Source organism: Desulfohalobium retbaense DSM 5692, assembly GCF_000024325.1.
GTDB classification, from domain to species: Bacteria; Desulfobacterota; Desulfovibrionia; order Desulfovibrionales; family Desulfohalobiaceae; genus Desulfohalobium; species Desulfohalobium retbaense.
In genome coordinates this window covers 1,202,989-1,229,711 of the sequence record NC_013223.1, presented here as the reverse complement: position 1 = coordinate 1,229,711, position 26,723 = coordinate 1,202,989, and the positions used below count along the sequence as shown (strand labels likewise).

General features: G+C 57.0%; 18 protein-coding genes. 16 read left to right on the top strand and 2 right to left on the bottom strand.

Going from position 1 to position 26,723, the window contains the following annotated elements:
• Positions 1 to 234 precede the first annotated feature (234 nt).
• The 15 genes from DRET_RS05205 (at position 235) to DRET_RS05135 (ending at position 23,159) form a co-directional block, all read left to right on the top strand.
• Positions 235 to 1,941 (top strand): L-lactate permease, encoded by a 1,707-nt coding sequence (locus tag DRET_RS05205; RefSeq protein ID WP_015751478.1) that lies wholly within the window; start codon positions 235 to 237, stop codon positions 1,939 to 1,941.
• A 180-nt stretch (positions 1,942 to 2,121) separates the two neighbouring features.
• Positions 2,122 to 3,507, top strand: coding sequence for an FAD-binding oxidoreductase (locus DRET_RS05200; protein ID WP_015751477.1), 1,386 nt, complete (start codon positions 2,122 to 2,124; stop codon positions 3,505 to 3,507).
• Between the two features lie 2 nt (positions 3,508 to 3,509).
• Positions 3,510 to 4,808 carry a (Fe-S)-binding protein gene (locus DRET_RS05195; protein WP_015751476.1) on the top strand — a complete coding sequence of 433 codons (1,299 nt, stop codon included), beginning with the start codon at positions 3,510 to 3,512 and terminating at the stop codon, positions 4,806 to 4,808.
• Between the two features lie 252 nt (positions 4,809 to 5,060).
• On the top strand, positions 5,061 to 8,717 hold the full coding sequence (nifJ, locus tag DRET_RS05190) for a pyruvate:ferredoxin (flavodoxin) oxidoreductase (protein WP_015751475.1): 3,657 nt from the start codon (positions 5,061 to 5,063) through the stop codon (positions 8,715 to 8,717).
• Positions 8,718 to 8,895: 178 nt separating this feature from the next.
• The gene (pta, locus tag DRET_RS05185; protein ID WP_015751474.1) at positions 8,896 to 11,004 is read left to right on the top strand and encodes a phosphate acetyltransferase; all 2,109 of its coding nucleotides are present in this window, start codon (positions 8,896 to 8,898) and stop codon (positions 11,002 to 11,004) included.
• Positions 11,001 to 12,209 carry an acetate kinase gene (locus tag DRET_RS05180; RefSeq protein ID WP_015751473.1) on the top strand — a complete coding sequence of 403 codons (1,209 nt, stop codon included), beginning with the start codon at positions 11,001 to 11,003 and terminating at the stop codon, positions 12,207 to 12,209. Before pta ends, DRET_RS05180 begins: the two co-directional genes overlap by 4 nt.
• A 170-nt stretch (positions 12,210 to 12,379) precedes the next feature.
• Complete coding sequence (locus tag DRET_RS05175) at positions 12,380 to 13,447, top strand: phosphotransacetylase family protein (RefSeq protein WP_015751472.1); 1,068 nt, start codon at positions 12,380 to 12,382, stop codon at positions 13,445 to 13,447.
• Between the two features lie 352 nt (positions 13,448 to 13,799).
• Positions 13,800 to 14,444, top strand: coding sequence for a LutC/YkgG family protein (locus tag DRET_RS05170; RefSeq protein WP_015751471.1), 645 nt, complete (start codon positions 13,800 to 13,802; stop codon positions 14,442 to 14,444).
• Positions 14,431 to 16,584 (top strand): L-lactate dehydrogenase (quinone) large subunit LdhH, encoded by a 2,154-nt coding sequence (ldhH, locus tag DRET_RS05165; protein WP_015751470.1) that lies wholly within the window; start codon positions 14,431 to 14,433, stop codon positions 16,582 to 16,584. Before DRET_RS05170 ends, ldhH begins: the two co-directional genes overlap by 14 nt.
• A 244-nt stretch (positions 16,585 to 16,828) precedes the next feature.
• Positions 16,829 to 18,088 (top strand): electron transfer complex subunit TmcD, encoded by a 1,260-nt coding sequence (gene tmcD / locus DRET_RS05160; protein ID WP_015751469.1) that lies wholly within the window; start codon positions 16,829 to 16,831, stop codon positions 18,086 to 18,088.
• A gap of 54 nt (positions 18,089 to 18,142) precedes the next feature.
• Complete coding sequence (gene tmcC, locus DRET_RS05155) at positions 18,143 to 18,802, top strand: TmcC family electron transfer complex membrane anchor subunit (protein ID WP_015751468.1); 660 nt, start codon at positions 18,143 to 18,145, stop codon at positions 18,800 to 18,802.
• A 23-nt stretch (positions 18,803 to 18,825) separates the two neighbouring features.
• Positions 18,826 to 20,181: an electron transfer complex ferredoxin TmcB gene (gene tmcB, locus DRET_RS05150; RefSeq protein WP_015751467.1), complete on the top strand. Its 1,356-nt coding sequence runs from the start codon at positions 18,826 to 18,828 to the stop codon at positions 20,179 to 20,181.
• Positions 20,182 to 20,200: 19 nt separating this feature from the next.
• A complete protein-coding gene (gene tmcA, locus DRET_RS05145; RefSeq protein WP_015751466.1) occupies positions 20,201 to 20,581 on the top strand; it encodes an acidic tetraheme cytochrome c3 TmcA in 381 nt (126 codons plus the stop codon).
• A 399-nt stretch (positions 20,582 to 20,980) separates the two neighbouring features.
• The gene (locus DRET_RS05140; protein ID WP_015751464.1) at positions 20,981 to 22,342 is read left to right on the top strand and encodes an NfeD family protein; all 1,362 of its coding nucleotides are present in this window, start codon (positions 20,981 to 20,983) and stop codon (positions 22,340 to 22,342) included.
• Positions 22,335 to 23,159, top strand: a complete 825-nt coding sequence (locus tag DRET_RS05135) for a slipin family protein (RefSeq protein WP_015751463.1) — start codon at positions 22,335 to 22,337, stop codon at positions 23,157 to 23,159. Before DRET_RS05140 ends, DRET_RS05135 begins: the two co-directional genes overlap by 8 nt.
• 118 nt (positions 23,160 to 23,277) lie before the next feature.
• Here the strand turns inward: DRET_RS05135 and DRET_RS05130 are convergent, their stop codons facing one another.
• Positions 23,278 to 23,925 (bottom strand): HAD family hydrolase, encoded by a 648-nt coding sequence (locus DRET_RS05130; RefSeq protein WP_015751462.1) that lies wholly within the window; start codon positions 23,923 to 23,925, stop codon positions 23,278 to 23,280.
• Positions 23,926 to 24,051: 126 nt separating this feature from the next.
• Here DRET_RS05130 and DRET_RS05125 point away from each other — a divergent pair, with 126 nt between their 5' ends.
• Positions 24,052 to 25,113, top strand: coding sequence for a lipid A deacylase LpxR family protein (locus tag DRET_RS05125; RefSeq protein WP_015751461.1), 1,062 nt, complete (start codon positions 24,052 to 24,054; stop codon positions 25,111 to 25,113).
• 180 nt (positions 25,114 to 25,293) lie between these two features.
• Here DRET_RS05125 and DRET_RS05120 read toward each other — a convergent pair whose 3' ends face one another.
• Positions 25,294 to 26,334 (bottom strand): cation diffusion facilitator family transporter, encoded by a 1,041-nt coding sequence (locus DRET_RS05120; protein ID WP_015751460.1) that lies wholly within the window; start codon positions 26,332 to 26,334, stop codon positions 25,294 to 25,296.
• Positions 26,335 to 26,723: the final 389 nt, after the last annotated feature.

Below are 26,723 nucleotides of genomic sequence, written 5' to 3'. Positions count from 1 at the left end.
CTTAAATTTAAGACACTCCGCTTTGCACAATTCCGAGAGTCCTCCGGCACGTCCCTGTGTTGTCCGCTATCCAGGACAACACAGCCGCCCTTCCCGCCCTCCAAAAACAAACTAAACACCTAAAATATTTAATTTATAAACATATATGGCATGGATATTGAATTATAAGGCTTACCCATTCCCTTTTACCGTTGTGTTTTGAGTTAACGTTCTAAACTGGAGAGGAGGAGTTTCATGCCCCTTGGAGTGCTTGCATTAGTAGCTTTTATTCCCATCTTGCTGGCCCTGATTTTGATGGTCGGCATGCGTTGGCCGGCCACCAAAGCCATGCCTGTGGCCTGGATTGCCGCTGCCCTCGGTGCCGGCTTGGCCTGGAAGATGCCCTGGGTTGCGGTGGCTGCCTCGACCCTGCAAGGGTTCGGTGTTGCCATCAACATCCTGATTATTGTCTTCGGCGCTATCCTCATCCTGTACACCCTGCGTGACAGCGGCGGGATGGAAACAATCAACCACGGCTTCCATGGCATCACCCAGGACCGGCGAGTCCAGACCATCATCATCGCTTTTGTCTTCGCTGCGTTCATTGAAGGTTCGGCTGGTTTCGGTACCCCTGCCGCCATTGCCGCTCCGTTGCTGCTGAGTCTGGGTTTTCCCGCCCTGGCTGCGGCCATGGTCTGCTTGATCCTCAACTCCGTGCCGGTGACCTTCGGTGCTGTTGGTGTTCCGATCTGGCTCGGAATGAGCCCGGTCAAAGGCAAGGTTGAAGAAGTCCTGGCTTCCGGGGCCAACCTGAGCTTCACCGACATCGACGGGTTCTACATGCTGATCGGGAAATGGGCCGCGACATTCCACGCCGTTATGGCCTTCGTGCTGCCCTTGTTCGTGATCTGCTTTTTGACCCGCTTTTTCGGCAAAAACCGCAAGTGGAGCGAAGGCCTTGGCGCAGCCAAGTTCTCCATCTTCGCTTCCGTGGCCTTTGTTATCCCCTACGTGGGCACCGCCTTCTTGGTCGGCCCTGAGTTCCCCGCCATCCTCGGCGGCTTGATCGGCCTGCCCATCGTTATCTTCGGCGCCAAGAACGGCTGGTTCATGCCGGCTGAATCCTGGGACTTCGGTTCGCAGGAACATTGGGAAGCCGAATGGACCGGTGAAATCAAAACCGCTGAAAAGGCTGAGTTCAAGGCCCACATGAGCCAAGGCCTCGCCTGGACCCCCTACGCCCTGATCGGCGGCCTGCTCGTGGCCACCCGTGTCGACTTCCTGCCCCTGATCGACTGGGTCAAGGCCTGGACCATCACCGTGCCGAACATCCTCGGCGTGGAAGGCATCACCTATTCCGTGGCTCCTTTGTACCTGCCCGGAACCATCCCCTTCATCCTCGTGGCCCTGTTGACCATTCCGCTGCACAAAATGGGTGGCGACAAGGTCAAGGCTGCCTGGGTCGATTCCATCAAGAAAATGAAGAACCCTGCCATCGCCCTGTTCTTTGCTGTGGCTCTGGTGCAGATCTTCAAAAACTCTGGTAGCTTTAACGGCCTGGAAGGCGTAAACGCCATGTCCATGCCCTTGGCGATGGCCAAAGCGGTTGCCGCCATGGCTGGTCAAACCTGGCCTTTCTTTGCCTCCTTTGTTGGCGCCCTTGGCTCCTTCATCACAGGCAGTAACACCGTATCCGACCTGCTCTTCTCCGAGTTCCAGTATGGCATGGCCACACAGCTCAACCTGCCCCACCAGATCATTCTGGCTCTGCAGGGTGTTGGTGGTGCCATGGGTAACATGGTCTGCATCCACAACATCGTGGCTGCCTCGGCGACTGTCGGCCTGGTCGGTATGGAAGGCGTCATCATCCGCCGCAACGCCATTCCGCTGGCTGTCTACGGAACCGTTGTCGGCGTCATGGGCCTGCTGTTCTCCTACGTGATGTTCCCCGGCCTCTGGTAGCCCCCCCCTCGTACCCAGGCCACCGGGGCTCCCCACCCCGGTGGCCTGCTTTTTTGAGCAACCTCAACCCCTTCCCTTTCAGCTTGACTTTCGTTCGACTTGCCCCGATCCTTCAAGGATAGAATATTAGGCAACAGCCCCGCTGACACTTTTCAGGAACACAACTAAGGAGACAACGCTATGCTCAGCGATAACTTGATAAAGGAATTTCAAACTATCGTTGGTGAAGAAAACGCGTTCACCGACGAGGCCGATCGCCACACCTATTCCTATGATTCCGCTGTCCTGGAACCGGCTATTCCCGAAATCGTTGTCCGGCCCACCAATAGCGAAGCCCTGGGTAAGGTGGTCAAACTGTGCAATGACAACGGCTTGCCTTTAACTGTACGCGGAGCCGGCACCAACCTCAGTGGCGGCACGATCCCCAGCAAGGAACGTGGCGTTGTCGTCTTGACCACAGCCTTGAACAAGATCCTCGAGATCAATGAAGACGATATGTATGCAGTGGTGCAGCCTGGTGTCATCACCGCTAAATTCGCTCAGGAAGTGGCCGGTCGCGGTCTCTTCTATCCTCCGGACCCCGGCAGTCAGGCCGTCTCGACCCTCGGCGGCAATGTGGCCGAAAACGCCGGCGGGTTACGTGGTCTGAAATACGGCGTGACCAAAGACTACGTCATGGGCGTTGATTTCTTCGACACCAACGGCGAACTGGTCAAGTCCGGCGGTAAGACCGTAAAATGCGTAACAGGCTTGAATCTGGCGGGTTTGATGGTCGCTTCCGAAGGCACCTTGAGCGTGTTCAACGAACTGACCCTGAAGCTCGTCCCCCCACCGCAAGCCCAGAAAGCCATGATGGCCGTGTTCGATTCCGTGGACAAAGCCTCAGAAACCGTCTCCGCCATCATCGCCAACAAAATCATCCCCTGTACGCTGGAATTTTTGGACAACTTCACCATCCGCACCGTTGAGGATTTCCGCCACGCCGGACTGCCCACTGAAGCCGAGGCCCTGTTGCTCATCGAAGTCGACGGCCACCCGCAGGAAGTGGAAGACGACGCAGAGAAGGTCAAAGAACTGTGCATGAAAATGGGCGCCACCAGCATCCAAGTCGCCGAAGACGCCGATCAGCGCGCCGCTGTTTGGCAGGCCCGCCGCGATGCGCTGCCTGCACTGGCCCGGTTGCGTCCCACGACGGTCCTAGAGGACGCCACAGTGCCGCGGAGCAAGATCCCGGCCATGATGAAGGCCCTGCAGAAGGTCGCCGACAAGTACGACCTGACCATCGGGACCTTCGGGCACGCCGGCGACGGCAACCTGCATCCGACCATTTTGACCGACAAGCGCGACGAGAAGGAATACGAGCGCGTTGAAAAAGCGATCGACGAGATCTTTGATGCCGCGCTGGCCATGGGCGGAACCCTTTCAGGCGAACACGGCATCGGCCTGGCCAAATCCAAATGGTTGGAAAAAGAGACCACCCGGGGAACGATCCTCTACTCGCAACGCCTGAAAAAAGCGCTGGATCCCAACAACATCCTCAACCCGGGTAAGATCATAGGAGGCTAGGCATGAGTGCGGATTTGCAAGAACTTGCAAAACTCTTGCGAGATATAGACGACCAGTTGGTCAGCTGCATGAAATGCGGTATGTGCCAAGCGGCCTGCCCCCTGTTTGCTGAGACAGGCCGTGAGGCTGACGTCGCGCGCGGCAAGATCGCCTTGCTCGAGAACCTGGCCAACGAAATGATAGAAGACCCCAAAGGCGTCAAAGACCGCCTTGACAAGTGCCTGCTGTGCGGATCCTGTGCGGCCGCCTGTCCCAGCGGGGTCAAGGTCCTGGACATCTTCATCAAGGCCCGAGCCATCATCACCGGCTATATGGGGCTGTCCCCGGCCAAGAAAGCCATCTTCCGGGGCATGCTCCAGCACCCCGAACTCTTCAACAATGTCGTGGGTGTGGCCTCGAAATTCCAAGGGCTGTTTACCAAGCCGGTAAACGACATGATCGGTTCCTCCTGTGCGCGGTTCATGTCCCCGCTCATTGGGGACCGCCACTTCCAGCCCTTGGCCAAGGAGCCGCTGCACAAAAAATACGGCAAAGTGGACACGGCCGCCGGCAAAAGCGGCATCAAGGTCGCCTTGTACCCCGGCTGCCTCGTGGACAAAATCTTCCCGCGCGTCGGCGATGCGGTCATGAAAATCCTGGAACACCACGGTGTCGGAGTCTACATGCCGCTGAAGCAGGCCTGCTGTGGCATCCCGGCCATCTCCTCCGGAGACAAGCAGACCTACGACAAGCTGGTCAAACAAAACCTCGAGGTGTTTGAAAAAGGCGACTTCGATTACCTCCTGACGCCGTGCGCGACGTGCACCTCGACGATCAAAAAGATCTGGCCCCTTATGGCCGAAGATTACGAAGGCGCCCTGCGCAACCGGGTCAACCTCCTCTCTGACAAGACCATGGACGTCAACGCATTTCTGGTCGACGTCCTCGGAGTGAAGGGAATCGCGGAGCCCAATGCTACGGCTAAATCCATCACCTATCATGACCCCTGTCACCTCAAGAAATCCCTTGGCGTGGCCGCACAGCCCCGGACGCTGCTGCATACCAACCCCGGATATGAGCTCAAGGAAATGTCCGAGTCCGATCGGTGCTGTGGCATGGGCGGCAGCTTCAACATCCAGCACTACGACCTTTCGGAAAAGATTGGCGGGCACAAACGCGACAGCATCCTGGCCACCAAGGCTCAGGTTTTGGCCACTGGATGCCCGGCTTGCATGATGCAGATCTCCGATCTGCTTTCGCACAGCGACGCTCAGATCGCCATCAAGCACCCGGTTGAAATCTACGCCGAAACATTGCCCTAAAGAAAAACGTCCCGGGATGTCTCATCATTCCGGGACGTTTTTGCATCTACAGGCTGTTTATTCAATCAAAGTCTCCGCCGAACCCTTGTAAATCGTTCTGGAATACGCTAATGGCGCTGAATTCGTTGCGGTGCTTGAGCCGTATGACAGATTACGTTAGGGGTGGATAAGCAGGAGAGCCCAAGAGGATTGGGTCTATTTTTGTAATCCTACGCTAGCGAAGAACGCTCAAAAAACAAGAGGGTAGACTGTATGACCAAACAAATGAAAACGATGGATGGGAACACCGCCACCACATATGTGGCTTACGCCCTCAGCGATGCGGCGGCCATCTATCCGATCACACCGTCATCAACCATGGGTGAAGTGGCTGACGACTGGGCGGCCCAAGGCAGAAAAAATATTTTTGATCAGGAAGTCAACGTTAAGCAGCTCCAGTCCGAAGCCGGCGCCGCCGGTGCCGTTCACGGCTGCCTGGCCGCCGGGGCGCTGACGACCACGTTTACCGCCTCGCAGGGCCTGTTGCTCATGATCCCGAACATGTACAAGATTTCCGGTGAATTGCTGCCGGGTGTCTTCCATGTCTCGGCCCGTGCTGTTGCTGGCCACGCCCTGTCCATTTTCGGTGACCACCAGGACGTCATGGCCACCCGTCAGACAGGATTTGGCCTGCTGGCCTCGGCCTCGGTCCAGGAAGCCCACGACATGGCGCTTGTCGCCCATCTTTCGGCCATCGATTCCAGCCTGCCGTTTCTGCACTTCTTCGACGGGTTCCGGACCTCCCACGAAATCCAGAAGATCGAAGTTCTCGGATACGATGAAATGGCCAAACTCGTGAGCTACGAGGCCATTGAGAACTTCCGTTCCCGGGCCATGAACCCCGAGCATCCGGACATCCGGGGCACCGCCCAGAACCCGGACATCTACTTCCAGGGCCGCGAGGCTGCCAACGTCTTCTATAATGATCTGCCGCAAATCGTGATGCAGAACCTGAAGAAGGTCAGCCAGGCTGTCGGACGGGAATACAACCTTTTCGATTACGTCGGCCATCCCGAAGCCGATCGGGTTATCGTGGCCATGGGCTCCGGTTGCGAAACCATTGAGGAAGTGGTCAACCACATGGTCAAAGACGGCCATCGGGTTGGTCTGGTCAAGATCCGCCTGTACCGCCCCTTCGTCAAAGAGGCGTTCCTGCAGGCCCTGCCGGCCACCGCAGACCGCATCGCTGTTTTGGATCGGACCAAAGAGCCCGGTTCCGTTGGCGAGCCCCTGTACGAAGATATCTGCTCGGCATTCACCGAGTGGAAAGAAATCCCGCGCATTGTCGGCGGCCGCTATGGTCTGGGTTCCAAAGAGTTCAACCCGGCCATGGTCAAGGCAGTTTTCGACAATCTCAATGCCACCGCCCCGAAAAATCACTTCACCGTGGGCATTGAAGACGATGTCACCTTCACTTCCCTGGACGTCAAAGAAAGCCTGGACACCACCCCTGAAGGCACGGTGCAGTGCAAATTCTGGGGCCTTGGATCCGACGGCACTGTCGGCGCCAACAAACAGGCCATCAAGATCATCGGTGACAACACCGATCTCTTCGCCCAGGGATACTTCTCCTACGACTCCAAAAAATCCGGCGGCATCACCGTCTCTCACCTGCGCTTCGGAAAAAATCCGATCCAGTCGACCTACCTGGTGACCGACGCCGACTACGTGGCCTGCCACAAGGACAGCTACGTCCGCCAGTACGATATCCTGGAAGGAATCAAGGACGGCGGTACCTTTGTGCTCAACTCCCACTGGTCCTTGGAAGACCTGGAGAAGGAACTTCCGGCGTCCATGCGGCGGACCATCGCCCGCAAGAAGCTCAAGTTCTACAATATCGACGCGGTGAAAATCGCCTCTGAAGTCGGTCTCGGCGGCCGGATCAACATGATCATGCAGACCGCGTTCTTCAAGCTCGCCAATGTCATTCCTTTTGAGGAAGCGGTGGCCTTGCTCAAGGACTCCATCAAAAAGACCTACGGCAATAAAGGCGAAAAGATCGTCAACATGAACATCGCCGCCGTGGACAACGCCATCGCTGGCCTTGAAGAGGTCGCCTACCCCGAAAGCTGGAAGGACGCTCAGGACGAAGCCCGCCCCGAATCCGGCGAGCCCGATTTCATCAAGAATGTGGCCCGTCCGATCCTGAACCAGAAGGGCGACGACCTGCCGGTTTCCGCTTTCGAACCCGACGGTACCTTCCCCGTGGCGACTGCGCAGTACGAAAAACGCGGCGTGGCCATCAACGTCCCGGAATGGATCGCTGACAACTGCATCCAGTGCAACCAATGCGCCTTTGTCTGCCCCCACTCGGCCATCCTTCCCGTTCTTTTGACCGACGAGGAAAAAGAGGCCGCCCCGGAATCGTTCAACACGATCGACGCCAAAGGCAAGGACGTCAAAGGTCTGCATTTCCGCATCCAGGTCAACACCATGGACTGCCTTGGCTGCGGCAACTGCGCCGACATCTGCCCGGCCAAGGAAAGCGCTCTGGTCATGAAGCCTCTGGACACCCAGACCGAGATCGAAGTTCCCAACTACAACTACTCCCAGAAGGTCTCCAGCAAGGGCCACCTGTTCAAGCGCGAATCCCTCAAGGGCAGCCAGTACTACAAGCCGCTCATGGAATTCTCCGGCGCCTGTGCCGGCTGCGGCGAGACCCCTTACGTCAAGGTGCTGACCCAACTCTTCGGCGAACGGATGGTCATCGCCAACGCCACCGGCTGCTCCTCCATCTGGGGCGCCTCCGCGCCGACGACCCCTTACACCGTCAATGAGGACGGCCACGGTCCGGCCTGGGGCAACTCCCTCTTCGAGGACGCCGCCGAGTTCGGGTACGGGTTCAGCATGGCCTACAATCAGCGCCGGGACAAACTTGCGGCTCTGGCCAAGCAAGCTGTTCAGCAGGATATCCCGGAGGAACTGAAGACCGCTTTGCAGAACTGGGTGGACAACATTGATAACGGCGATCTCTCCAAGCAGTACGGCCAAGAGGTCAAAGACCTGCTGGAGATCGCTCCCGAGAGCAAGGTCCTGGATGAGATCTGGGCCAATAGCGACATGCTGACCAAGAAGTCCGTCTGGGTCTTCGGCGGCGACGGCTGGGCCTACGACATCGGATACGGCGGCGTGGACCACGTCCTGGCATCCGGCGAGGACATCAATATCCTGGTCATGGACACCGAGGTTTACTCCAACACCGGCGGGCAGTCCTCCAAGGCCACACCCACCGGCTCCATCGCCAAGTTCGCTGCCTCCGGGAAAAAGACCTCCAAAAAGGACCTGGGTCGCATGGCCATGACCTACGGCTACGTTTACGTGGCCTCGGTCTCCATGGGCGCGAACAAGCAGCAAATGCTCAAGGCCTTCGCTGAAGCTGAGAGCTACCCTGGTCCCTCGCTGATCATCTGCTACGCTCCGTGCATCAACCAGGGCCTGCTCAAGGGTATGGGCAAGGCCCAGGAAGAGGAAAAACTGGCTGTGCAGTCCGGCTACTGGCCGCTGTACCGCTTTGACCCCCGCCGGGCCGATGAAGGACAGAACCCGCTGGTTCTGGAATCCAAAGCCCCCGACGGCACCTTGCAAGAATTCCTCAGCGGTGAGCGTCGCTACGCCATGCTGGAAAAGATGTTCCCCGAGGAATCCAAGAAATTGCGCTGCCAGATCGAAAAAGAATACCAGGAACGCTACGCTGTGCTGCAGTACCTGGCCCAGGCCACACCTGAACAGATCGGCTGTGCCGTCCCTGCAACCGGCGTCAGCAGCTCGGGTCAGTCCGCTGACTCTGACGCCTGCGAAATCGCTGACACCCCGGAACACGCCCGCCCCGGATCAGGCGAAGCCTGTGACGACGGCCGTTCCGGCAAATAGCCTCGTACTTTCCCCTCGCGGTGCAGGGCCCTCGGGCCCTGCACCGCCTTTCCCTACGGCGTTGTCGCCGTTTTTTTCGTTTGAACACAGCTACCCCGCTTGGCTGTTTGCCGTTATGGTACCGATTGCCGGTAACATAATTGCCAGCAACCCAAGGAAACAATAACGAGGGACGCCTATGGCCAAGAATCTCTACATCACGACCACGGAACCCCGCAGCGGCAAGTCGGCCATCGCCCTTGGCCTGATGCAGCTTTTGATGCGGGATATCCGCAAGGTGGGCTTCTTTCGGCCCATCATCAACACCCCGTCACGCGACGTTCGTGACCACGACATCAACTTGATCCACTCCCAATTCCATCTGGATATGGAATACGAGGAATCCTTCGCCTTCACCCTCCAGGAAGCCAAGGACCTCCTCAACAACGGTAAGCAGGATCTCCTTTTTGAGACCATCCTCAAAAAGTACAAGGAAGTTGAAGCGAAATGCGATTTTGTCCTCTGCGAAGGATCCGACTTCCAGGACACCGCGTCGGCTTTCGAGTTTGACATCAACGCCGAAATCGCCGCCAACCTTGGCGCTCCGCTGCTGCTGGTCGCTAACGGCCACCGTAAGACTGCACAGGAAGTCGTCAGCGCGACCCAGCTGGCCCTCGACTCTTATGAAGACAAGAGTGTCGACATCCTGGCCACGGTCATCAACCGCGCGGCTCCGGAGATCGACCAGTCCATCGCCCGCGAACTGTCCTGCACCTCCTGTAAGGACAAGTCCATGCTGGTCTATGTCATCCCTGAAGAGGACACCCTGGGCAAACCGACCATGTCCGATGTCAAAAAGTGGATCAACGCCACTGTCCTCTACGGCGAAGACCGCATGGAGAACCTGATTTCCGACAATGTGGTCGCGGCGATGCAGATCGGCAATTTTCTGGACTACATCACGCAGGGAAGCCTGGTCATCACCCCCGGCGACCGCTCGGACATCATTTTGAGCAGTCTCGCCTCGCGGCTTTCTTCGAACTTTCCTGACATTTCAGGCATCCTGCTGACAGGCGGCATCTATCCGTCGAAGAATGTGCTCAAGCTCATCGACGGCTGGACCGGCGTGCCCATGCCGGTCATGCTGGCCAAAGACCACACCTACCGGACCACACGCACGGTCGACGCCCTGTACGGGAAAATCGAACCCGACAATCCGAAAAAAATCGCCACCGCGCTTGGCGTCTTTGAAGCCAACGTCAACACCGAAGAGTTGCGCCTGCGGCTGGTGGAAACCAAGTCGACCAAGGTCACGCCCCGGATGTTCGAGTACTCCCTGGTCGAAAAAGCCAAAGCCAACAAACAGCGCATCGTGCTGCCCGAAGGAACAAGTGACAGGGTCCTGCGCGGGGCGGACATCATTCTGCGCCGCGGCGTCTGCGACGTGACCATCCTTGGTGACCCCGCCAAGCTCAAGGCCAAAGCCTCAGAACTCGGTCTGGACCTCGACGGGGCCCAACTGATCAATCCCATTGATGCCGAGAACCTTGACGACTACGCCGCCGCCTACTTTGAACTGCGCAAGCACAAAGGGGTGACCGAGGAGCAGGCCAAGGACGCCATGAGCGATCCCACCTACTATGCCACAATGATGGTCCACAAAGGCGACGCCGACGGCATGGTTTCCGGATCGATCACCACCACACAGCAGACCATTCTGCCCGCTTTCCAGATCATCAAGACCAAACCCGGCGCTTCCATCGTCTCCAGTGTCTTTTTGATGTGTCTGCGGGATCGCGTTCTGGTTTACGGCGACTGCGCCGTCAATCCGAATCCCAACGCCCAGCAGTTGGCCGAAATCGCTTTGAGTTCCGCAGAAACGGCCCGGATTTTCGGCGTCGATCCCAAGGTGGCCATGCTCTCCTACTCCACCGGAGCCTCGGGCAAGGGTGACGAGGTCGAGAAGGTCCGTGAAGCGACGGCGCTGGCCAAGGAACGCCGCCCTGACCTTTTGCTGGAAGGCCCACTGCAGTACGACGCCGCCATCGACCCGGACGTGGCCAAAACCAAACTGCCCGACAGCAATGTCGCCGGGAAGGCCACTGTGTTCATCTTCCCTGACCTGAACACCGGGAACAATACCTACAAGGCTGTCCAGCGGTCTGCTCAGGCCGTGGCCATCGGTCCGGTCCTGCAGGGCCTGAATAAGCCGGTGAACGACCTCAGCCGCGGCTGCACCATTACCGATATCGTGAATACCGTGGCCATCACGGCCATCCAAGCGCAAGCAGAAAAGGGATTGATATGAAGACTCTCGTCATTAATTCCGGAAGTTCCTCCATTAAATACAAACTTTTCGATATGGAGAGCGAGGCTGTCCTTGCTGCCGGCGTTATTGAGCGCATCGGCGAAGAGAGCAGCAAGCTCGAGCACAAAAAATATCCTGGCACCGAACGCGAGGGCAAGACGGAACAAAACGATCGCGTGGCCAATCATGAAGAAGGCTTGGGCAAGGTTGTCGCCCTGCTCACGGACGCCGACTACGGGGTCATCCGCGACCGCGCGGAAATCGATGCCGTGGGACACCGCGTCGTGCATGGCGGGGAAGCCTTCCACGCCCCGACCGTGATCGACGATTCGACCATTGCGGCCATCGAGGCCAACGCCTCCCTGGCCCCCTTGCACAATCCGGCCAACCTGACCGGCATCAAGGTCGCCCGGGAGATGTTCAAGGATGTGCCTCAGGTGGCTATCTTTGACACCGCTTTTCATCAGAGCATGCCGGCCAAGGCCTATCAATACGCTATCCCCTACGCCCTGTATAAGGAATTGGGGATCCGCCGCTACGGGTTCCACGGTACCTCCCATCGCTATGTGACGAAAAAGGCCGCCGCATTGCTCGGGAAAAAGGAAGACGAGGTCAATCTGATTACCGTCCACCTGGGCAACGGCAGTTCCATGAGCGCCATCAAAAACGGCAAATGCGTGGACACCTCTCTGGGCATGACTCCCTTGGCCGGCTTGGTCATGGGAACCCGCTGCGGGGACATCGACCCCGCGGTCCATGCCTTTTTAGCCAAGCAAAAAGGCATGAGCATCGAGGAAATCGATACCCTGTTCAATAAAGAAAGCGGACTCAAGGGCATCTGCGGCATGAACGACATGCGCGATATCCATACGGCCCGGGAAAAGGGCGACGCCCAGGCCCAACTTGCCGTGGACATGCTCACCTACCGCAATAAGAAATACATCGGCTCTTATCTGGCCGTACTGGGCCGCGTGGACGCCATTGTCTTTACCGCCGGCATCGGGGAAAACGACTCTGACGTCAGAGCTTTGAGCCTGGAAGGGTTGGAAAACTTCGGGATCGAAGTCGATCAGACCAAAAACGGTGAACGCAAAAAAGAGGCCCGGTTTATCAATACCGAGTCCAGCACGGTGAAAGTCATGATCGTGCCCACGGACGAAGAGTTGGAAATCGCGCAACAGACCATGGAGATAGTCGGCCAATAGCCTTCGGCTCCGCTCCTTCTGCTCCCCTCGATCTTCAAAGCCGGCCCCGCTCAGCGGGACCGGCTTTTTTCGCGTTCGGGCAGATCCCCTCTCGCCAACAGTTCAGGATTTCGGTATAGCTAGCCTACCGAGAGGATAGTGAACACGATGTCGCGGTGAAGGAGGGAAGCATGCCTGGATTGTACATTGGGTCCACAAGCGGATTTGCGGGCAAAAACATGGTGACCATGGCCCTGGGGCTGCATTTGCAGAAGGAGGGTCATCTTGTCGGCTATATGAAGCCGATCGGAGCGGTTCCGAGCAAAGGCAACTCCCGGGAAGGCGATGCCGACGCCTTTTTTGTCCAGGATGTCCTCGGGCTCCAGGAAGACCCTAACCTGGTCACTCCGGTCCTGGTGACTGAAGAATTCAAGCGCGAGGCCTTTACCAGCTCCTGCCCCCAATTGTTGTCACGGGTGCAAACGGCCTATGAAACCCTGGAAAAGGGCAAGGATCTCGTCCTTGTCGGCGGGTCCGGCAGTTTCCTGTACTCCGGAAAATACTGCGGCGTCGACGGCCTTAGCGTCAGCACCGGGCTCAAGACCAAAGTTCTGCTGATCGACCGCTTCCGCAGTGAATGCAACTACGATTATCTGTTAACGGCCAAGGAACTGTTGGGAGACCGGTTGATCGGTGTGATCCTCAATGACATCCCTGCAGCGCAGATGGGCGAATTACAAGGTGGTGTCGTCCCCCTGCTGGAGCGTCAGGGTGTCCCCGTGCTCGGTCTCATCCCCCACGACCCACTCATGGGGGCCATTAAAATCGCCGATCTCGCTGAACGCCTGGGCGGACGGATTATTTCCGCTCCTGGTAAAGCGGACCGGGTCATTGAGAACTTCCTCATCGGCACCATGCAGGTCGAAAATTTTATGACCCACTTCCGCCGGCACCAGAATTCAGCGATTCTCGTTGGCGGCGACCGATCCGATTTGCAGTTGGTGGCCCTGGAAGGCAAATGCCCTTGCCTCATATTGACTGGCAACCTGTACCCCAATGATATCATCCTCACTCGCTCTGAAGTCCTGGAAACCCCGCTCATCGTCGTTCGTGAAGACACCTATAGCGTGGCCCAGAAAATGGAGCGCATTCTCGGCTCCGTCAAATTGCGGGACATGATCAAAATCAACCACGGCGCCCAACTCGTCAACAGCGCTGTCGATTTCGCGGCCATCAAACGGGCCCTGCAACTCCAGTAATCTCCGGCCGACACCACGCCGCCGGGGGGACAGTTCCCCCCGGCTCCTATCTATCCCCTAGCTTTTTCCGGCACTTTCCTATCCTCAGCGGAATCCCCTCTCAACGGCCATGCCTTGACGGGGCCTGCTTGGACGCGGTATATTTTGATATTGATTTTAGGCGAGGGAAACTCGCCAGAGAATGTCTGGCCCAGGACCGGCTGTCCTCGGGCCACATTTAATCATACGGGCTCTACCTAGAGAAGGGAATGGGTATTTCTGGGGACACAGCCCTATTGCTGCCAGTGGTTGGAGGCAGCACGACTGAAGACTGAACCGCCGGAAGAACTCCGGTGTAATGGAGGCATAGTCCATGACCAAAAAGGAAAAGATGGTACAAACCTTCCGCGAAAAAGCGGAGGCGGTTTCGGCGGTGGTCTCTGATGTGACCACCATGAACGAGGCCTACGAGTACGCCGCCAATCTCTGTGCCCAAAAAGAGGCCTGCCAACTGCTTATCTCTGGGTGCGAAGCCCCGCTTTCTCCTGATGCGGAAGACCTTTGCCAGCTCAAAGAGATGCAGAAGATCATGGCCGCGCCGGGGATGAAGAAAAAGGACATCAACGCCCTGAGCAAGGTCTGCAAAGAATACGAGGTTTCTCTGATCGACAAGGGATTGCGCCACCACCTCGCCGGCATCGATATCGGGTTCACGGTCTGTGATTACGGTATCGCTGATACCGGGACGCTGGTGCTCAATTCCAGCAATGAGGAACTGCGGTTGGCCACCATGATCAGTGAGATCCATGTGGCCGTGTTGCCGTTGTCCAAGCTCCAGGCCACCTCCTACGATCTGGAGAAAGAGATGGGCAAATGGATGAACAAACCGCCCAACTATACGGCCTTTATCACCGGAGCGAGCCGGACGGCTGATATCGAACGCGTCCTGGCGCTCGGCGTGCACGGGCCTCTTGAACTGCATATTCTTCTGCTGGAGGACAGCAATGCAAGAAGCTAAGAATCTGAAAGAATATAGAGAAAAGATCCACGGCACCCTGGAAAACGACTTTTTGCGTTCTACCCTCGACAATTTCGCCGTGGCGTACCGTGCCGGCCGAGCCAAGGCCTTCGCCGGTATGGATGAAAAGGCCCTGATCAATGAAATCGCGGCGGCCAAGGACGATTCCATCAGCCGCATGGATCAGCTTTTCGATGAATTCAAAACCAAGGCCGAACAAATCGGCATCAAGGTCCATCTGGCGCACACCGCGCACGAGGCCAACGAGATCATCGCCAAAATCGCCGCGCAAAACGATTGCCAGAAAATCGTCAAATCCAAATCCATGACCGCTGAGGAGACCCACCTCAACCACCACCTCGAAAAAGAGGGGCTCAAGGTCACAGAGACCGACCTCGGGGAATGGATCATTCAGTTGCGCCATGAAGGGCCGACCCACATGGTCATGCCCGCCATCCACCTTTCGCGTTACCAGGTCGCCGACCTCTTCACCGATGTGACCAAGCAGAAGCAGGAGTCCGAGATCGAGAAGTTGGTCAAGGTCGCCCGCCGGGAACTGCGTCAGCGCTATGTCGAGGCTGACATGGGCATCAGCGGAGCCAACTTCGCTATTGCCGACACCGCTTCCCTGGGCATCGTCACCAACGAAGGCAACGCCCGTTTGGTGACCACGCTGCCGCGGGTCCACGTGGCCATGGTCGGTTTGGACAAGCTGACGCCGAATCTGCACGACGCCCTGCGGATGTTGCAGGTTCTGCCCCGCAACGCCACCGGCCAGACCATCACCTCCTACGTGAGCTGGATCACCGGACCATCCGAGTGCCAGTCCGCCGAAGACGGGCAAAAGCAGATGCACATCGTCTTTTTGGACAACGGCCGCCGGGCCCTGGCCAAGGACGACACCTTTTCCGAGGTCCTGCGCTGCGTGCGCTGCGGTGCCTGCGCCAACGTCTGCCCTGTTTACCGTATGCTGGGCGGACACGATTACGGCCACGTCTACATCGGCGCCATCGGCCTGATCCTGACCTACTTTTTCCACGGCCGCGAGTACGCCAAAAACCTGGTCCAGAACTGCATCAACTGCCAGGCGTGCAAAGAGGTTTGCGCCGCTGGCATTGATCTGCCGAGCATGATCAAAGAGATCCATGCCCAAATTCTGGACGAAGAAGGGCATCCGGCCAGTTCGACAATGCTGGCCAAGGTCTTGCGCAACCGCAAGCTGTTCCACGGCTTGCTGCGCTCTGCCCGTTACGCCCAGCGTCCGGTCACCGGCGGAACCCCGTACCTGCGCCACTTGCCGCAGATGTTCGCCAAGGACCACAACTTCCGCGCCCTGCCGGCCATCGCCAAAAAGCCGTTCCGGGACCAATGGGAAGACATCAAGCCCACCGAAGCCAAGACCCGCTACAAAGTGGCCCTTTTCTCGGGATGTGTGCAGGACTTCGTCTATCCCGAACAGCTCAAGGCCGCGGTCGATGTCATTGCAGGGCACGGTGTCGAACTGGACTACCCCATGGACCAATCCTGCTGTGGTCTGCCGGTGCAGATGATGGGCGAAAAGCAGGCGGCCAAGGATGTGGCCATGCAGAACATCACGGCCATGGACCCGTCAGAATACGACTACATCCTGACCCTGTGCGCCTCCTGTGCCTCGCACTTGAAACACAACTACCCCAAATTGCTCAAAAACGAATCGGCCATCTCGCAGGTCAAGGTCGAGCAGTTTGCGGACCGGGTCATCAGCTTCAGCTCATTTATCCATGATGTGCTCGAACTGGATGAAAGCGAATTCAAAAAACAGGGCAAAAAGACGACCTACCATGCCCCGTGCCACCTCTGCCGCGGCATGGGTGTCACTGAAGCCCCGCGGGAAATGATCAGCAGATCGGGTCTCGATTTTGCCCCGGCGGATGAAGAGCAGACCTGTTGCGGGTTTGGCGGAACCTATTCCAGCAAATTCCCCCAACTCTCACGGGAAATTCTGAACAAAAAACTCGACGACTTCAAAAAAACTGGTGCTGAGCAATTGGTCACCGAATGTCCTGGTTGCGTCATGCAGCTGCGTGGCGGGGTTGATAAACGGGGCGACTCGATAGAAGTCCTGCATATTGCTGAGGCCTTGGCCAAGCAAAAACTGTAGACCGAAACGGTCCCCTCGCTCTCTGCATGACAACGGCGGAGCCTTCTCGGCTCCGCCGTTTTTTTTATTTGTACGACCGTGTGCAGAGTGCTATGACCAAAGAAAAATCCTCCTCAAACAGGAGGAGAAAAAATTCCTTTTTCCACTGGAGAAAATCTGGTAGCTCAAACAACGATAACCAACGCGCCTATGAGGATAGATTTCCTACAGACACGTTACACATTAATCGGAAGGAGGAACTCCCATGGTGCTTGAATGGGATTGGGAACCTGGTGACAAGCTCGTACACGACACCAGCACATGCACTGCGGACAGCGAGTGGATCGAAGAGCCGATCGTCAGCCCTGACGGGCAACGGGTGGCATCAGTGGTCAAACTCGGGGAATTTGAATTTGGGCTGAGCGTCAACGGAACGCCCTGGGAAACGACGTTTGACCGTATCTGGTATCCACGTTTCACCCCAGATGGACGGCTTACCGCCATCACCCAGCAGGAAGAAGAATGGACGATCAGTATCGAGGGAACCCCTTGGGAAGAGACTTACGGGTTCGTCTGGCAGACCATGTTCAGTGAGGATGGGGCGCATGTCGCGGCCGCTGTCCAGCAGGACATGCAATTTTACGGGGTAACCGTAGACGGCAAAGTCTGGGAGAACATGTTCGAAGCGGCCACCGACTTCGTTTTCAGCCCCAAGGGCAATGCCAGCGCTGCCGTGGCCCAGGTCCAAAGCTTCGGTCAGGCCGACATCTTCACCTTCCAAAACGGCTGCTTCACTGTGGCTGTTAACGGCGAGCCCTGGGACTCTGTCTTCGTCAATGCCTGGACGCCGACGTTCGACGCCACCGGCACGCATGTCGCCGCTCAAGTCCGCCACACGCTGTACGATTACACTATTGCCGTAGATGGCAAACCGTGGGCTCAGACCTTCAATGCAGTCTGGGAGCCCACATTCCATCCCCAGACCGGGGCTGTTCTCGCCCCTGTCCGTCACGGGGGTGCCTGGGGATTGGCTCAGGATGGACAATTCATCTGGCAGCCGCGCTACGCCCAGCTCTGGAAACTGCAGTTCAGTCCGGACGGCCAACGGGTCGCGGCCGTGTGCGCCCCGCGTTACGGCCATTGGACCGTCACCGTGGACGATACACCCTGGCACACTGAGCTCAATCAATTCATTACCGATTTGCGCTGGTCCCCTGACAGTCAACGCATCGGGGTCATCGGCAAAGAAGGTAATCGCTGGAAAATCCTGGTCGACGACACTGAATGGCCGGGCGATTATGATATGACCTGGGCGCCGGTCTTTAGTCCTGATTCCCAGAATGTCGCGGCCAAGGTCGAACAAAACGGGAAATACACCGTACTCCTGAATGGCAAAGCGTATAAGGAAGAATTCGACGGCTTGTGGGATCCTGTGTTCAGCCCTGACGGCACCCACCTTTTACTGCGGGCCATGCGGGGCACGAACTACCACCGTATAGTGGTCCCCATTTCGGAATTCGCCTAAGCGTCCGGGCGCCGTATAGTCTGTATCGCGCATTATAAAAGGAGGAGCACGGTAATGAATACGCTCTACAGTTTTGTCGCAGGCCCCTTGGCCTGGGCGGCTTGGATCATATTCCTCGTCGGGATTGTCTACAAGATTTACCACTACGTCAGCTTGGCCAAGCAACGCGACGCCATGGTCTTCGCCCACATGAGCGGGTATTACGGGCTGCGTTCCATTGGCAAATGGATTGTCCCTTATGTGGCCACGAATTGGCGCAAAAACGCTGTATTAACAGCAGTCACCTTCCTGTTTCACATCTGCTTGCTGCTGGCGCCGATTTTCCTTTTCGCCCACATGCTGCTTTGGAAGGAAGCCATTGGGCTCAGCTTTCCGACCCTTCCGGACACGGTTGCCGATGTCATGACCCTGATCGTGATCGGCTGCTGCATCTATTTTCTGGTCCGCCGTCTCACGGTGCCAGAAGTGAAGTACGTCACCCAGATTTCCGACTGGTTGCTCTTGGCCGTTGTGGCCGCTCCGTTTGTAACCGGTTTTCTGGCCTACCACCAAGTCCTGAACTACAATCTGTTCATCATTCTCCACATCATTGCTGGAGAAATCATGTTGGTCACCATCCCCTTTACCCGCTTGTTCCATATGATTCTGGGGCTTGTCTCCAGGGCCTATGCGGGTTCTGAATTTGGTGCTGTCCGTCACGCCAGGGATTGGTAACCCGACGAAGGTAAGGAGGAACCATGCTCAATAAAATGGACGACAACGCTGCGGCCTTCGACCGCTATGTGGCTGACGCCGGGCTTGATGCGGGGGTCGAAAAGCTCAAGGAAAACCCGGAAAAGATCAAAAAGGCCGTCAATCAGGTTCTTAACGGCGAAGGTGGAGCCCGCCTCAAAGGATACGTCGAGACCTGCGTGCACTGTGGATTGTGCTCCGAGGCCTGTCACTATTTCCATTCCCACGACAGGGATCCGCAATACTCGCCTGTCGGCAAGGTTAAACAGACGTTGTGGGAGTTGATACGCAAAAAAGGCGACGTCAGTCCGGAATTCATTCGGAATTGCGCCCAAATCGCCTACACCGAATGCAACCTGTGCAAGCGGTGTGTCATGTACTGCCCATTCGGCATCGATACCGCCTATCTCATGTCCAATGTCCGGCGGATCTGCCACCTTCTTGGTGTCACCCCGCAATACCTCCAGGACACGGCCCACAGTCATGCCGCGACCTTCAACCAGATGTGGGTCAAAGAGGACGAATGGATTGACAGCCTCCAATGGCAGGAAGACGAAGGCCGCGACGAGATCCCGAATCTGCGCATCCCCCTGGAAAAAGAGGGCGCAGATGTCATGTACTCCGTTATCGGCCCCGAGCCGAAATTCCGGACCCAGCTCATCCTGCAGGCCGGGGTTTTGATGCACGAATGCGGCATCAATTGGACAATGCCAGCGACCACAGGCTGGGATAACAGTGATATGGCCATGTATTCCGGAGACTCGGAACTCATGGGCCGCTTGAAGCGGCAGCATTTCGAAACGGCCAGCCGCTTGAAAGTCAAACGCATCGTCATGGGCGAATGCGGCCACGCCTTTCGTTCTGTCTACGATACCGGCAACCGCTGGCTGGCCTGGCAAAAACCGCCCATCCCCATTGTCCACGCCATCCAGTTCTACTGGGAATTGCTGCGGGACGGAAAGCTCAAGGTGGCCAAACAATTCGACAAGCCGGTGACCATCCACGACCCCTGCAATATCATCCGCGGTATGGGGCTGCATGAAAAGCTCCGGGAGGTCACGCACGCCTTTTGTTCCAATGTGACCGAGATGTACCCGAATCGGGAGCATAATTATTGCTGCTGTGCCGGAGGGGGCGTCATCAACTGCGGGCCTCCTTTCCGGAACACCCGAGTCGAGGGCAACCGGATCAAAGCCGAGCAGATCAAGGAAACCGGTGCAGAAGTCGTTATCTCTCCCTGTCACAACTGCCACGGTGGCCTTGAAGACATCATCCACAAATACCATCTGGGAACGGAACTGAAATTCCTCATCGATATCATCTACGAATGCATGGAAAAACCGAATTCTATCGAGGAATAGCAACACGACGAGGTTTATCATGGTCAAACGAATAGTACCGTTTTGTCTTGCGGCAGTGATGGTGTTTGCGTTTTTGCTGCCCGCTTTTTCCCAAATGGATATGACCGTGCTCTCGGATCCGGCATTTGGCGAAGGCCAACGCCCTCCCGCGGTCTTTGAGCACGACGCCCACAATGAAAAAGCCGAACTCTTTGATTGCGCCGTCTGCCATCACTATTATGAAGACGGTGAAAAAGTCGAAGGGATGGATTCCATTGGCATGCCCTGTTCGGACTGCCACCCTGCAGATCCGGGCTCTGATGAATTGGGTTTGATGGAGGCCTACCACACCCAATGCATCGACTGTCACGAACAGGAAGGCCAGGGGCCCTTGGCCTGCGGCGAGTGTCACGTCAAATAGTCTGACCACGTTTTGGAAATGCACACCACAACGGCCCCGCACCAGGCAGGTGCGGGGCCGTTGTGTTTCTCCCTGTCATACTCGTGCCGGCCGCCGGCCACTTTAAGCGAACTGATCACCAATTCCCTCTTTTCTTGCCTCACGTCTCGTCCTGGCCTATAGTCCATGTGTATCCTGGGTGACCTGAACGTTTGACTCCTCCAGCACGTTGTCTGCTGAAAACGTTATTGCTCCGCAGGCCGTTCGAGCCCCAAAATGACAGCGGCAAAAAATCGATGAGCGCAGTGTTCCCCGTAAAATCGGTTCGCTTCTCGGTGGGGAGTACCGCTACGCACCAGCGCAAATGGTTTGCCGCCTCTGCCATTGGGAGATCCGCAACGGCCTGCTAAAGGACCGACCATGTCTGCTCCATCATGCCACCAGGTCTGGTTCCGCCACGGTAGTGCATGCCTTCTCGGTCTGCTGATCCTGTTCTTGGCAGGCACGGCAGGTCACAGCCAATCCTCTCCGAATCTTCGCGCTCTTTCTGTGCGCCTGGAGGGGGCCATTACCCCGGCCCAGGCCGACCTGCTTGCCGAATCCCTGCAAAAGGCCAGGGAACAAAACTTCGACTTTTTCGTGATCGAGTTGGACACCCCAGGGGGATTGGGAGCGTCCATGCGCGATATGGTCAAAACGATTCTCAACGCCCCACTTCCAGTCTGTATCTGGGTCGGTCCACGAGGAGCACGAGCCGCTTCCGCGGGCGTCTTTCTGGTCGCCTCTGGGCATATCAATGCCATGAGCCCGCAAACGACCATTGGAGCGGCCAGTCCGGTCAGTTTGGGCGGGCAAGATATGAACTCCACCATGGGCCAGAAAATCAAGAACGATTTCCTGAGCCTCATTCGGGGAATCGCCACTTCCCGTGGGCGCAACGCCGAGTGGTATGAAAAGGCCGTGGACGAAGCTGCCACCCTGACGGCCCAGGAGGCCGCGGCACAGGATGTCGTGGACTACCTGGCCGACTCCCCAATTGAGGCCCTCGTCAAAGCCGGGGCAGAAGGCTTTACCTTCGAGGACCGGAGCTATGCGTTCTCCCAACAGCAGATTGCGGTCACGCCGTACACCCTCCCCTTGCGCTACCGGTTTCTTTCCTGGCTTCTGCACCCCCAAATCGCCTATTTTCTGCTTTTGGGCGGTATCGCTGGCCTGTTTTTTGAACTGAGCCATCCTGGTGCGGTTTTTCCGGGCGTATTCGGGGCCATTTGTCTGTTACTGGCCATGTATGCCCTGGCTATTTTGCCCACGAATATCGCTGGAGTGCTCCTTCTTCTGCTGGCCTTTGTCCTTTTTCTCCTGGAGTTGGCGATCACCAGCTTCGGACTTTTGACCGTGGGCGGGCTGATCTGCCTTCTCCTCGGGTCGACACTGCTGTTTCGCAGTGGTTTCGGCTTCGCCCCCCTGGGGTTGGACGTGGTCTTGCCAACGGTGCTTTTAGTGGCGGCCTTTGTCGTAGGTGTGGTGTATCTGGTGACCAAAATTCAGATCCGTCCCCGTCAAAGCGGAGAGCAAGCCATGATCGGCCTACGCGGCAAAGTGGTTACTGCTCAGGGCGACCGGGGCCGAATCAAGGTCCGGGGTGAATTGTGGAATGCCAGCAGCGAAATGGGGCACGCCCTGCATGAAGGACAAAAAGTCGAAGTCGTAGGCGTCAAAGGCCTTGATCTTGTGGTCCGGCCGCTCACCGACCAATCCCCGCTGGAGGTCTCGCATGGGTAATTTTATGGATTTCCTCTACACGTATGTCCCTGTCATCGTGCTTGTGGCCCTGTTTTTGTTCGCTGCGATCAAAATCCTCAATGAATACGAACGGGGCGTCATTTTTCGGCTCGGTCGTATCCTCAAGGCCAAAGGACCGGGACTGATTATCTTGATCCCTGTGGTGGACAAAATGATCAAGGTCTCGTTGCGGATTATTACCCTGGATGTCCCGGCCCAGGACGTCATCACCAAAGACAATGTCAGTGTGAAAATCAATGCGGTCATCTATTTCCGGGTTCTAGAACCGGTTAAGGCCATTCTAGAGGTCGAGGACTATCTCTTTGCCACCTCGCAATTGGCCCAGACCACCTTGCGTTCGGTCTGTGGTGCGGCCGAACTGGATGATATCCTGACCCATCGGGACCAGATCAACGATCAAATCCAGGCGATACTGGACGACCACACCGACCCTTGGGGCATCAAGGTCACCAATGTGGAAGTCAAGTACATTGACCTGCCCCAGGAAATGCAACGGGCCATGGCCCGTCAGGCCGAAGCCGAACGTGACCGGCGCTCCAAGGTCATCAACGCCGAGGGGGAATACCAGGCTGCCAACCGGTTGGCCCAGGCCGCGGAAATCATCCATGGCCATCCCGAAGCGCTTCAACTGCGCTACCTGCAGACCTTGCGAGAAATGACCTACGAAAGTAAGGCCTCAACAATCCTACCCATTCCGGTTGAACTCTTTCCCGGCACCGCCCATACCGCGTGGCCGGCCAGCCAGCACCGCTCCCCTGCACCTCCTTCGTCCCCCGATCCGTCCGAGGAGCAATGATCTGTCCCAAAAAACGGCCGCCACAGAAGGTGTGGCGGCCGTTTTCCCCATGCCCGGCCGGGGACCGGCAAACAGGTATCTTGTTTTTGACGCAGGGACGGTCGCTTTTTACGGCCCGTTAGGAAAAAACGGATTGGACCGCCTGGGGGCAATACCGACGAAAATCCGCGGCAAAGCCCGACAGATCGCGAAACAGGATCGTCTCCAGCCCCACTTCACGGGCAACGCGGATATTGTTCGGGTTGTCGTCGATAAACAAACAGTCCTTCGCTTCGGCCCGAACCGTTTTCAGCGCGAGCTCAAAACATGCCGGCTGACCTTTATGCAAACCGGTGACATACGAATTGTTGACAGAATCAAAAAAAGTATAGAGGCCGTATCTGGCGTCGAGTTCATCCAGCCAATCGGTTTGGTCGCTCAACAACCCAAGATGGACCGGGTCCTCGGCGAGAACGCTCAATAATTGCAGCATTGCCGGACGAGGGACAAAATGGTTGAGAATGGTCTCTCGCAACTGATCATCAGACCAGTCCACCCCGGTCTGCTGCCGCAAGGCACTCCAGTACTCCGATTCTGTTCCCTTCCCCAGGACATACCCTGTCTTGAGGATGGTTTCCACGGCCAGCGGCACAAACCATGCAGGATCAAGGCCGTTTTCCCGAGCGATCACATGAAGTCCTTGATAAAAACCTTCTTCAGCAAGGACTCCACCGAAATCAAAGAATATATACGGTATGCTGCAATCTGATCTCGTGTGCGCAGTCACAGTTTGGGCCTCCTGAGTCACGTATTTTTTCCAACAGTCTGGAATCTGCCGACGTCTTCGCGGACGTTGTGCACTGTCCCCACCATCCGGGCCCGTGGCAAACGGGCTGCAACGTCTGGACTGACAATGACCACTCCTGCAAAACGTCCCTTTGGATTCCTATTGCCCCTCTTTTTGGCTGGCCTAATCGTATTCGCTGTGATTGGCCCGGTATATGCCTCCTCCAATTCGTCACAGGACTGGCAAACTGTGAGTTTCTTTTTTGAAAACGACCTCTTTGCCGACACAGATAAATACTACACCAACGCTGTCCAATTGACATGGGTTTCCCCGGACCTCGAACGCTACCGTGACGATGTCCGCCTGCCGCAATGGACCCTGCCGATCATCCGTTGTGCTCCTTTTGTGAACGTCCCGGACAGCACCCACAATGTGGGCCTTCTTTTGGGGCAGCATATCTACACCCCTTCGGATATTCGCACCACAATAGTCGACCCCGACGAGCGGCCCTATGCCGGCTTTCTCTACAGTGGCTTGGCCCTGCACAGCAAAACGACTTCGCAATTGGACACCCTCGAAGCGGTCGTCGGCATCGTGGGGCCTTCGGCCCTTGGGGAAGAGGCCCAAAACACCGTTCACAGACTCCGCGGACTGCACCTCGCCCGTGGGTGGGACAGCCAACTCCACGATGAACCCGCCCTTCGACTGGCTTGGCAACGCAAACACCGGCTCTGGCAGTGGACAAACCCGAACGGGTTCGGAGCGGACTGCCTCCCTCATATCGGAGCCACTTTGGGCAATGTCAAGACCGCGCTCAATGCAGGCGGGGAGTTCCGGCTTGGATACAGACTCCCACAGGATTTCGGCACGGATACCATTCGCCCGGGCGCCGGGATCAGCGCTCCCCTCCCTACAGGCCCGGCCACGAGGTGGGGCCGGCTTGGTGTTCACCTCTTCGCTGGTGTCAATGCTCAGGTGATCGCCCGGAATATTTTCCTGGATGGCAACACCTGGCGCCATAGCCGTCACGTCGACAAACGTTTCATTGTCGGAGAAATTTCCGCCGGCGTGGCTGTGACCTTCGAACAACTCAAAATAACCTACCGCCATGTCTTTCGGACCCAGGAATTCGAACACCAGGACCGCGGCCATGCCATCGGCTCGATGGCCGTCACCTGGGCCTTTTAATTGCCTGTCACAAATGTCTCAGGGCGAAAAAAATAGGTTCTTTGACGGATCCTGTGGATTTTTGGAGTTTGCCGTCTGAAATTCTATGCCCTGTGACGAAGAGCCAAAAAATACAGGGGCAAGCTCGAAATCCTGGTTGCGTTGCTCAACCTGACGGGTACCCGTTCCGGTGTTGTTCGCTCACTCCGTCTTTTGCTGATCAGGACCCGAGGTGGCACGCGGTGCGTTGTGGTGGCCGTGGCTGGCCATGGCCCGGGTCACGGTAAAGGGGACAAGAGGGTGCTGGCTGTGGGCAGCGGCTCGTTGCCGGCAAGCATCTTTGGCGCACGCCGGGCACCACTGCTCCGTACAGGGATCAGTATGGACAATGATTTCTGCGCCGGCACCGAAGCGCTCCCGCAAAAGGGCCTCGATACGCTCCGCACTCTTGTGGGATTCTTCCAGATTGTAATAGCGGGGCAAAACCATGTGCAGATCGACATGGACCACAGGGCCGTAGCGTCGGGCACGCAACTGGTGCAGTGAGATCCAGTCCGACTGCCGGTTGGCGTTTAATATATCGACAATTTGCTGCAAAAGTGCTGGATCAGCCTCGTCCATGAGCCGCGCTGCGGATTCCCGGAGCAATTTTGATCCCGTCACCAGAATGTTCACGGCGACCAAACAGGCGATCAGGGGATCAAGCCACAACGCCCCTGTCAAATGCACCAGCCCAAGCCCACCAATGACCCCGGCACTGGTGACCACATCGGTCAGCAGATGCTTGCCGTCTGCGACCAGGGCCAGTGAATCTCGCTGACGCCCCACCCGGATCAAAAGCCAAGCCAGCAAAAGATTCACCACCGCCGCGAGCGTGACCAGCCCTACCCCCTGATTGAGATGCTGCAAGGGACGGGGGTCGAAAAACCGCGGCACAGCCTGAAAAAATATGGCCAGGGCGGCCAGAACGATCAGAGCCCCCTCGAATCCGGCGGAAAAATATTCGATTTTCCCGTGACCATAAGGATGGTTCCGGTCAGGGGGACGCCGGCTCAGAAAAACACTGTACAGGGCAAATCCGCTGGCGACGACATTGATTACCGACTCCAGGGCATCGGACAAGATACCGGCTGATCCTGTGACGGAATACGCCGCGAATTTGATGGCCATCAACACGGCCCCGGCGACAAACGAGACGGCCATGGCCTGGAAGCGCTGGGAACGCCATATCGAACCTTGCATCATGAATCCTTTTGACTATAGCACCACGTGCTGCGCACGGTAGGCCAGGAACGAAATGCATGCAAGGCCGAGTCAGCACCGCACGGTGGGCGCGATTCTGGGCATCGTGAAACGAGGGGATACTTGGTGATGCAAAAATCATGGTGCGGCCCAGCCGCGTAGCTTTCTTGGTCTGTACGAAATCTGTATCGTTCTCCCTTTTCAACTCACAGGAAACAAGGGTGAACTTTGTGCCATCTCGTCCTCGCCGGGGACAGGTCCCAGCGCTACTCTTGCTGAGCAGCAGATACAATTTGGTAACGATTGCAACACGATTCGCTCTGAAACCAATTGATCTTTCGCTCCAGCCAACGTATGGGGAGACTATCCAGATCATCGGATTGCCGGGC

Coding starts and splice junctions, on each gene's coding strand:
- DRET_RS05200 (WP_015751477.1), top strand. CDS start 2,122: ATGCTCAGCGATAACTTGATAAAGGAATTTCAAACTATCGTTGGTGAA.
- DRET_RS05175 (WP_015751472.1), top strand. CDS start 12,380: ATGCCTGGATTGTACATTGGGTCCACAAGCGGATTTGCGGGCAAAAAC.
- tmcA (WP_015751466.1), top strand. CDS start 20,201: ATGGTCAAACGAATAGTACCGTTTTGTCTTGCGGCAGTGATGGTGTTT.
- DRET_RS05180 (WP_015751473.1), top strand. CDS start 11,001: ATGAAGACTCTCGTCATTAATTCCGGAAGTTCCTCCATTAAATACAAA.
- DRET_RS05195 (WP_015751476.1), top strand. CDS start 3,510: ATGAGTGCGGATTTGCAAGAACTTGCAAAACTCTTGCGAGATATAGAC.
- pta (WP_015751474.1), top strand. CDS start 8,896: ATGGCCAAGAATCTCTACATCACGACCACGGAACCCCGCAGCGGCAAG.
- DRET_RS05205 (WP_015751478.1), top strand. CDS start 235: ATGCCCCTTGGAGTGCTTGCATTAGTAGCTTTTATTCCCATCTTGCTG.
- tmcD (WP_015751469.1), top strand. CDS start 16,829: ATGGTGCTTGAATGGGATTGGGAACCTGGTGACAAGCTCGTACACGAC.
- ldhH (WP_015751470.1), top strand. CDS start 14,431: ATGCAAGAAGCTAAGAATCTGAAAGAATATAGAGAAAAGATCCACGGC.
- DRET_RS05125 (WP_015751461.1), top strand. CDS start 24,052: ATGACCACTCCTGCAAAACGTCCCTTTGGATTCCTATTGCCCCTCTTT.
- tmcC (WP_015751468.1), top strand. CDS start 18,143: ATGAATACGCTCTACAGTTTTGTCGCAGGCCCCTTGGCCTGGGCGGCT.
- tmcB (WP_015751467.1), top strand. CDS start 18,826: ATGCTCAATAAAATGGACGACAACGCTGCGGCCTTCGACCGCTATGTG.
- DRET_RS05135 (WP_015751463.1), top strand. CDS start 22,335: ATGGGTAATTTTATGGATTTCCTCTACACGTATGTCCCTGTCATCGTG.
- DRET_RS05170 (WP_015751471.1), top strand. CDS start 13,800: ATGACCAAAAAGGAAAAGATGGTACAAACCTTCCGCGAAAAAGCGGAG.
- DRET_RS05120 (WP_015751460.1), bottom strand. CDS start 26,334: ATGCAAGGTTCGATATGGCGTTCCCAGCGCTTCCAGGCCATGGCCGTC.
- nifJ (WP_015751475.1), top strand. CDS start 5,061: ATGACCAAACAAATGAAAACGATGGATGGGAACACCGCCACCACATAT.
- DRET_RS05140 (WP_015751464.1), top strand. CDS start 20,981: ATGTCTGCTCCATCATGCCACCAGGTCTGGTTCCGCCACGGTAGTGCA.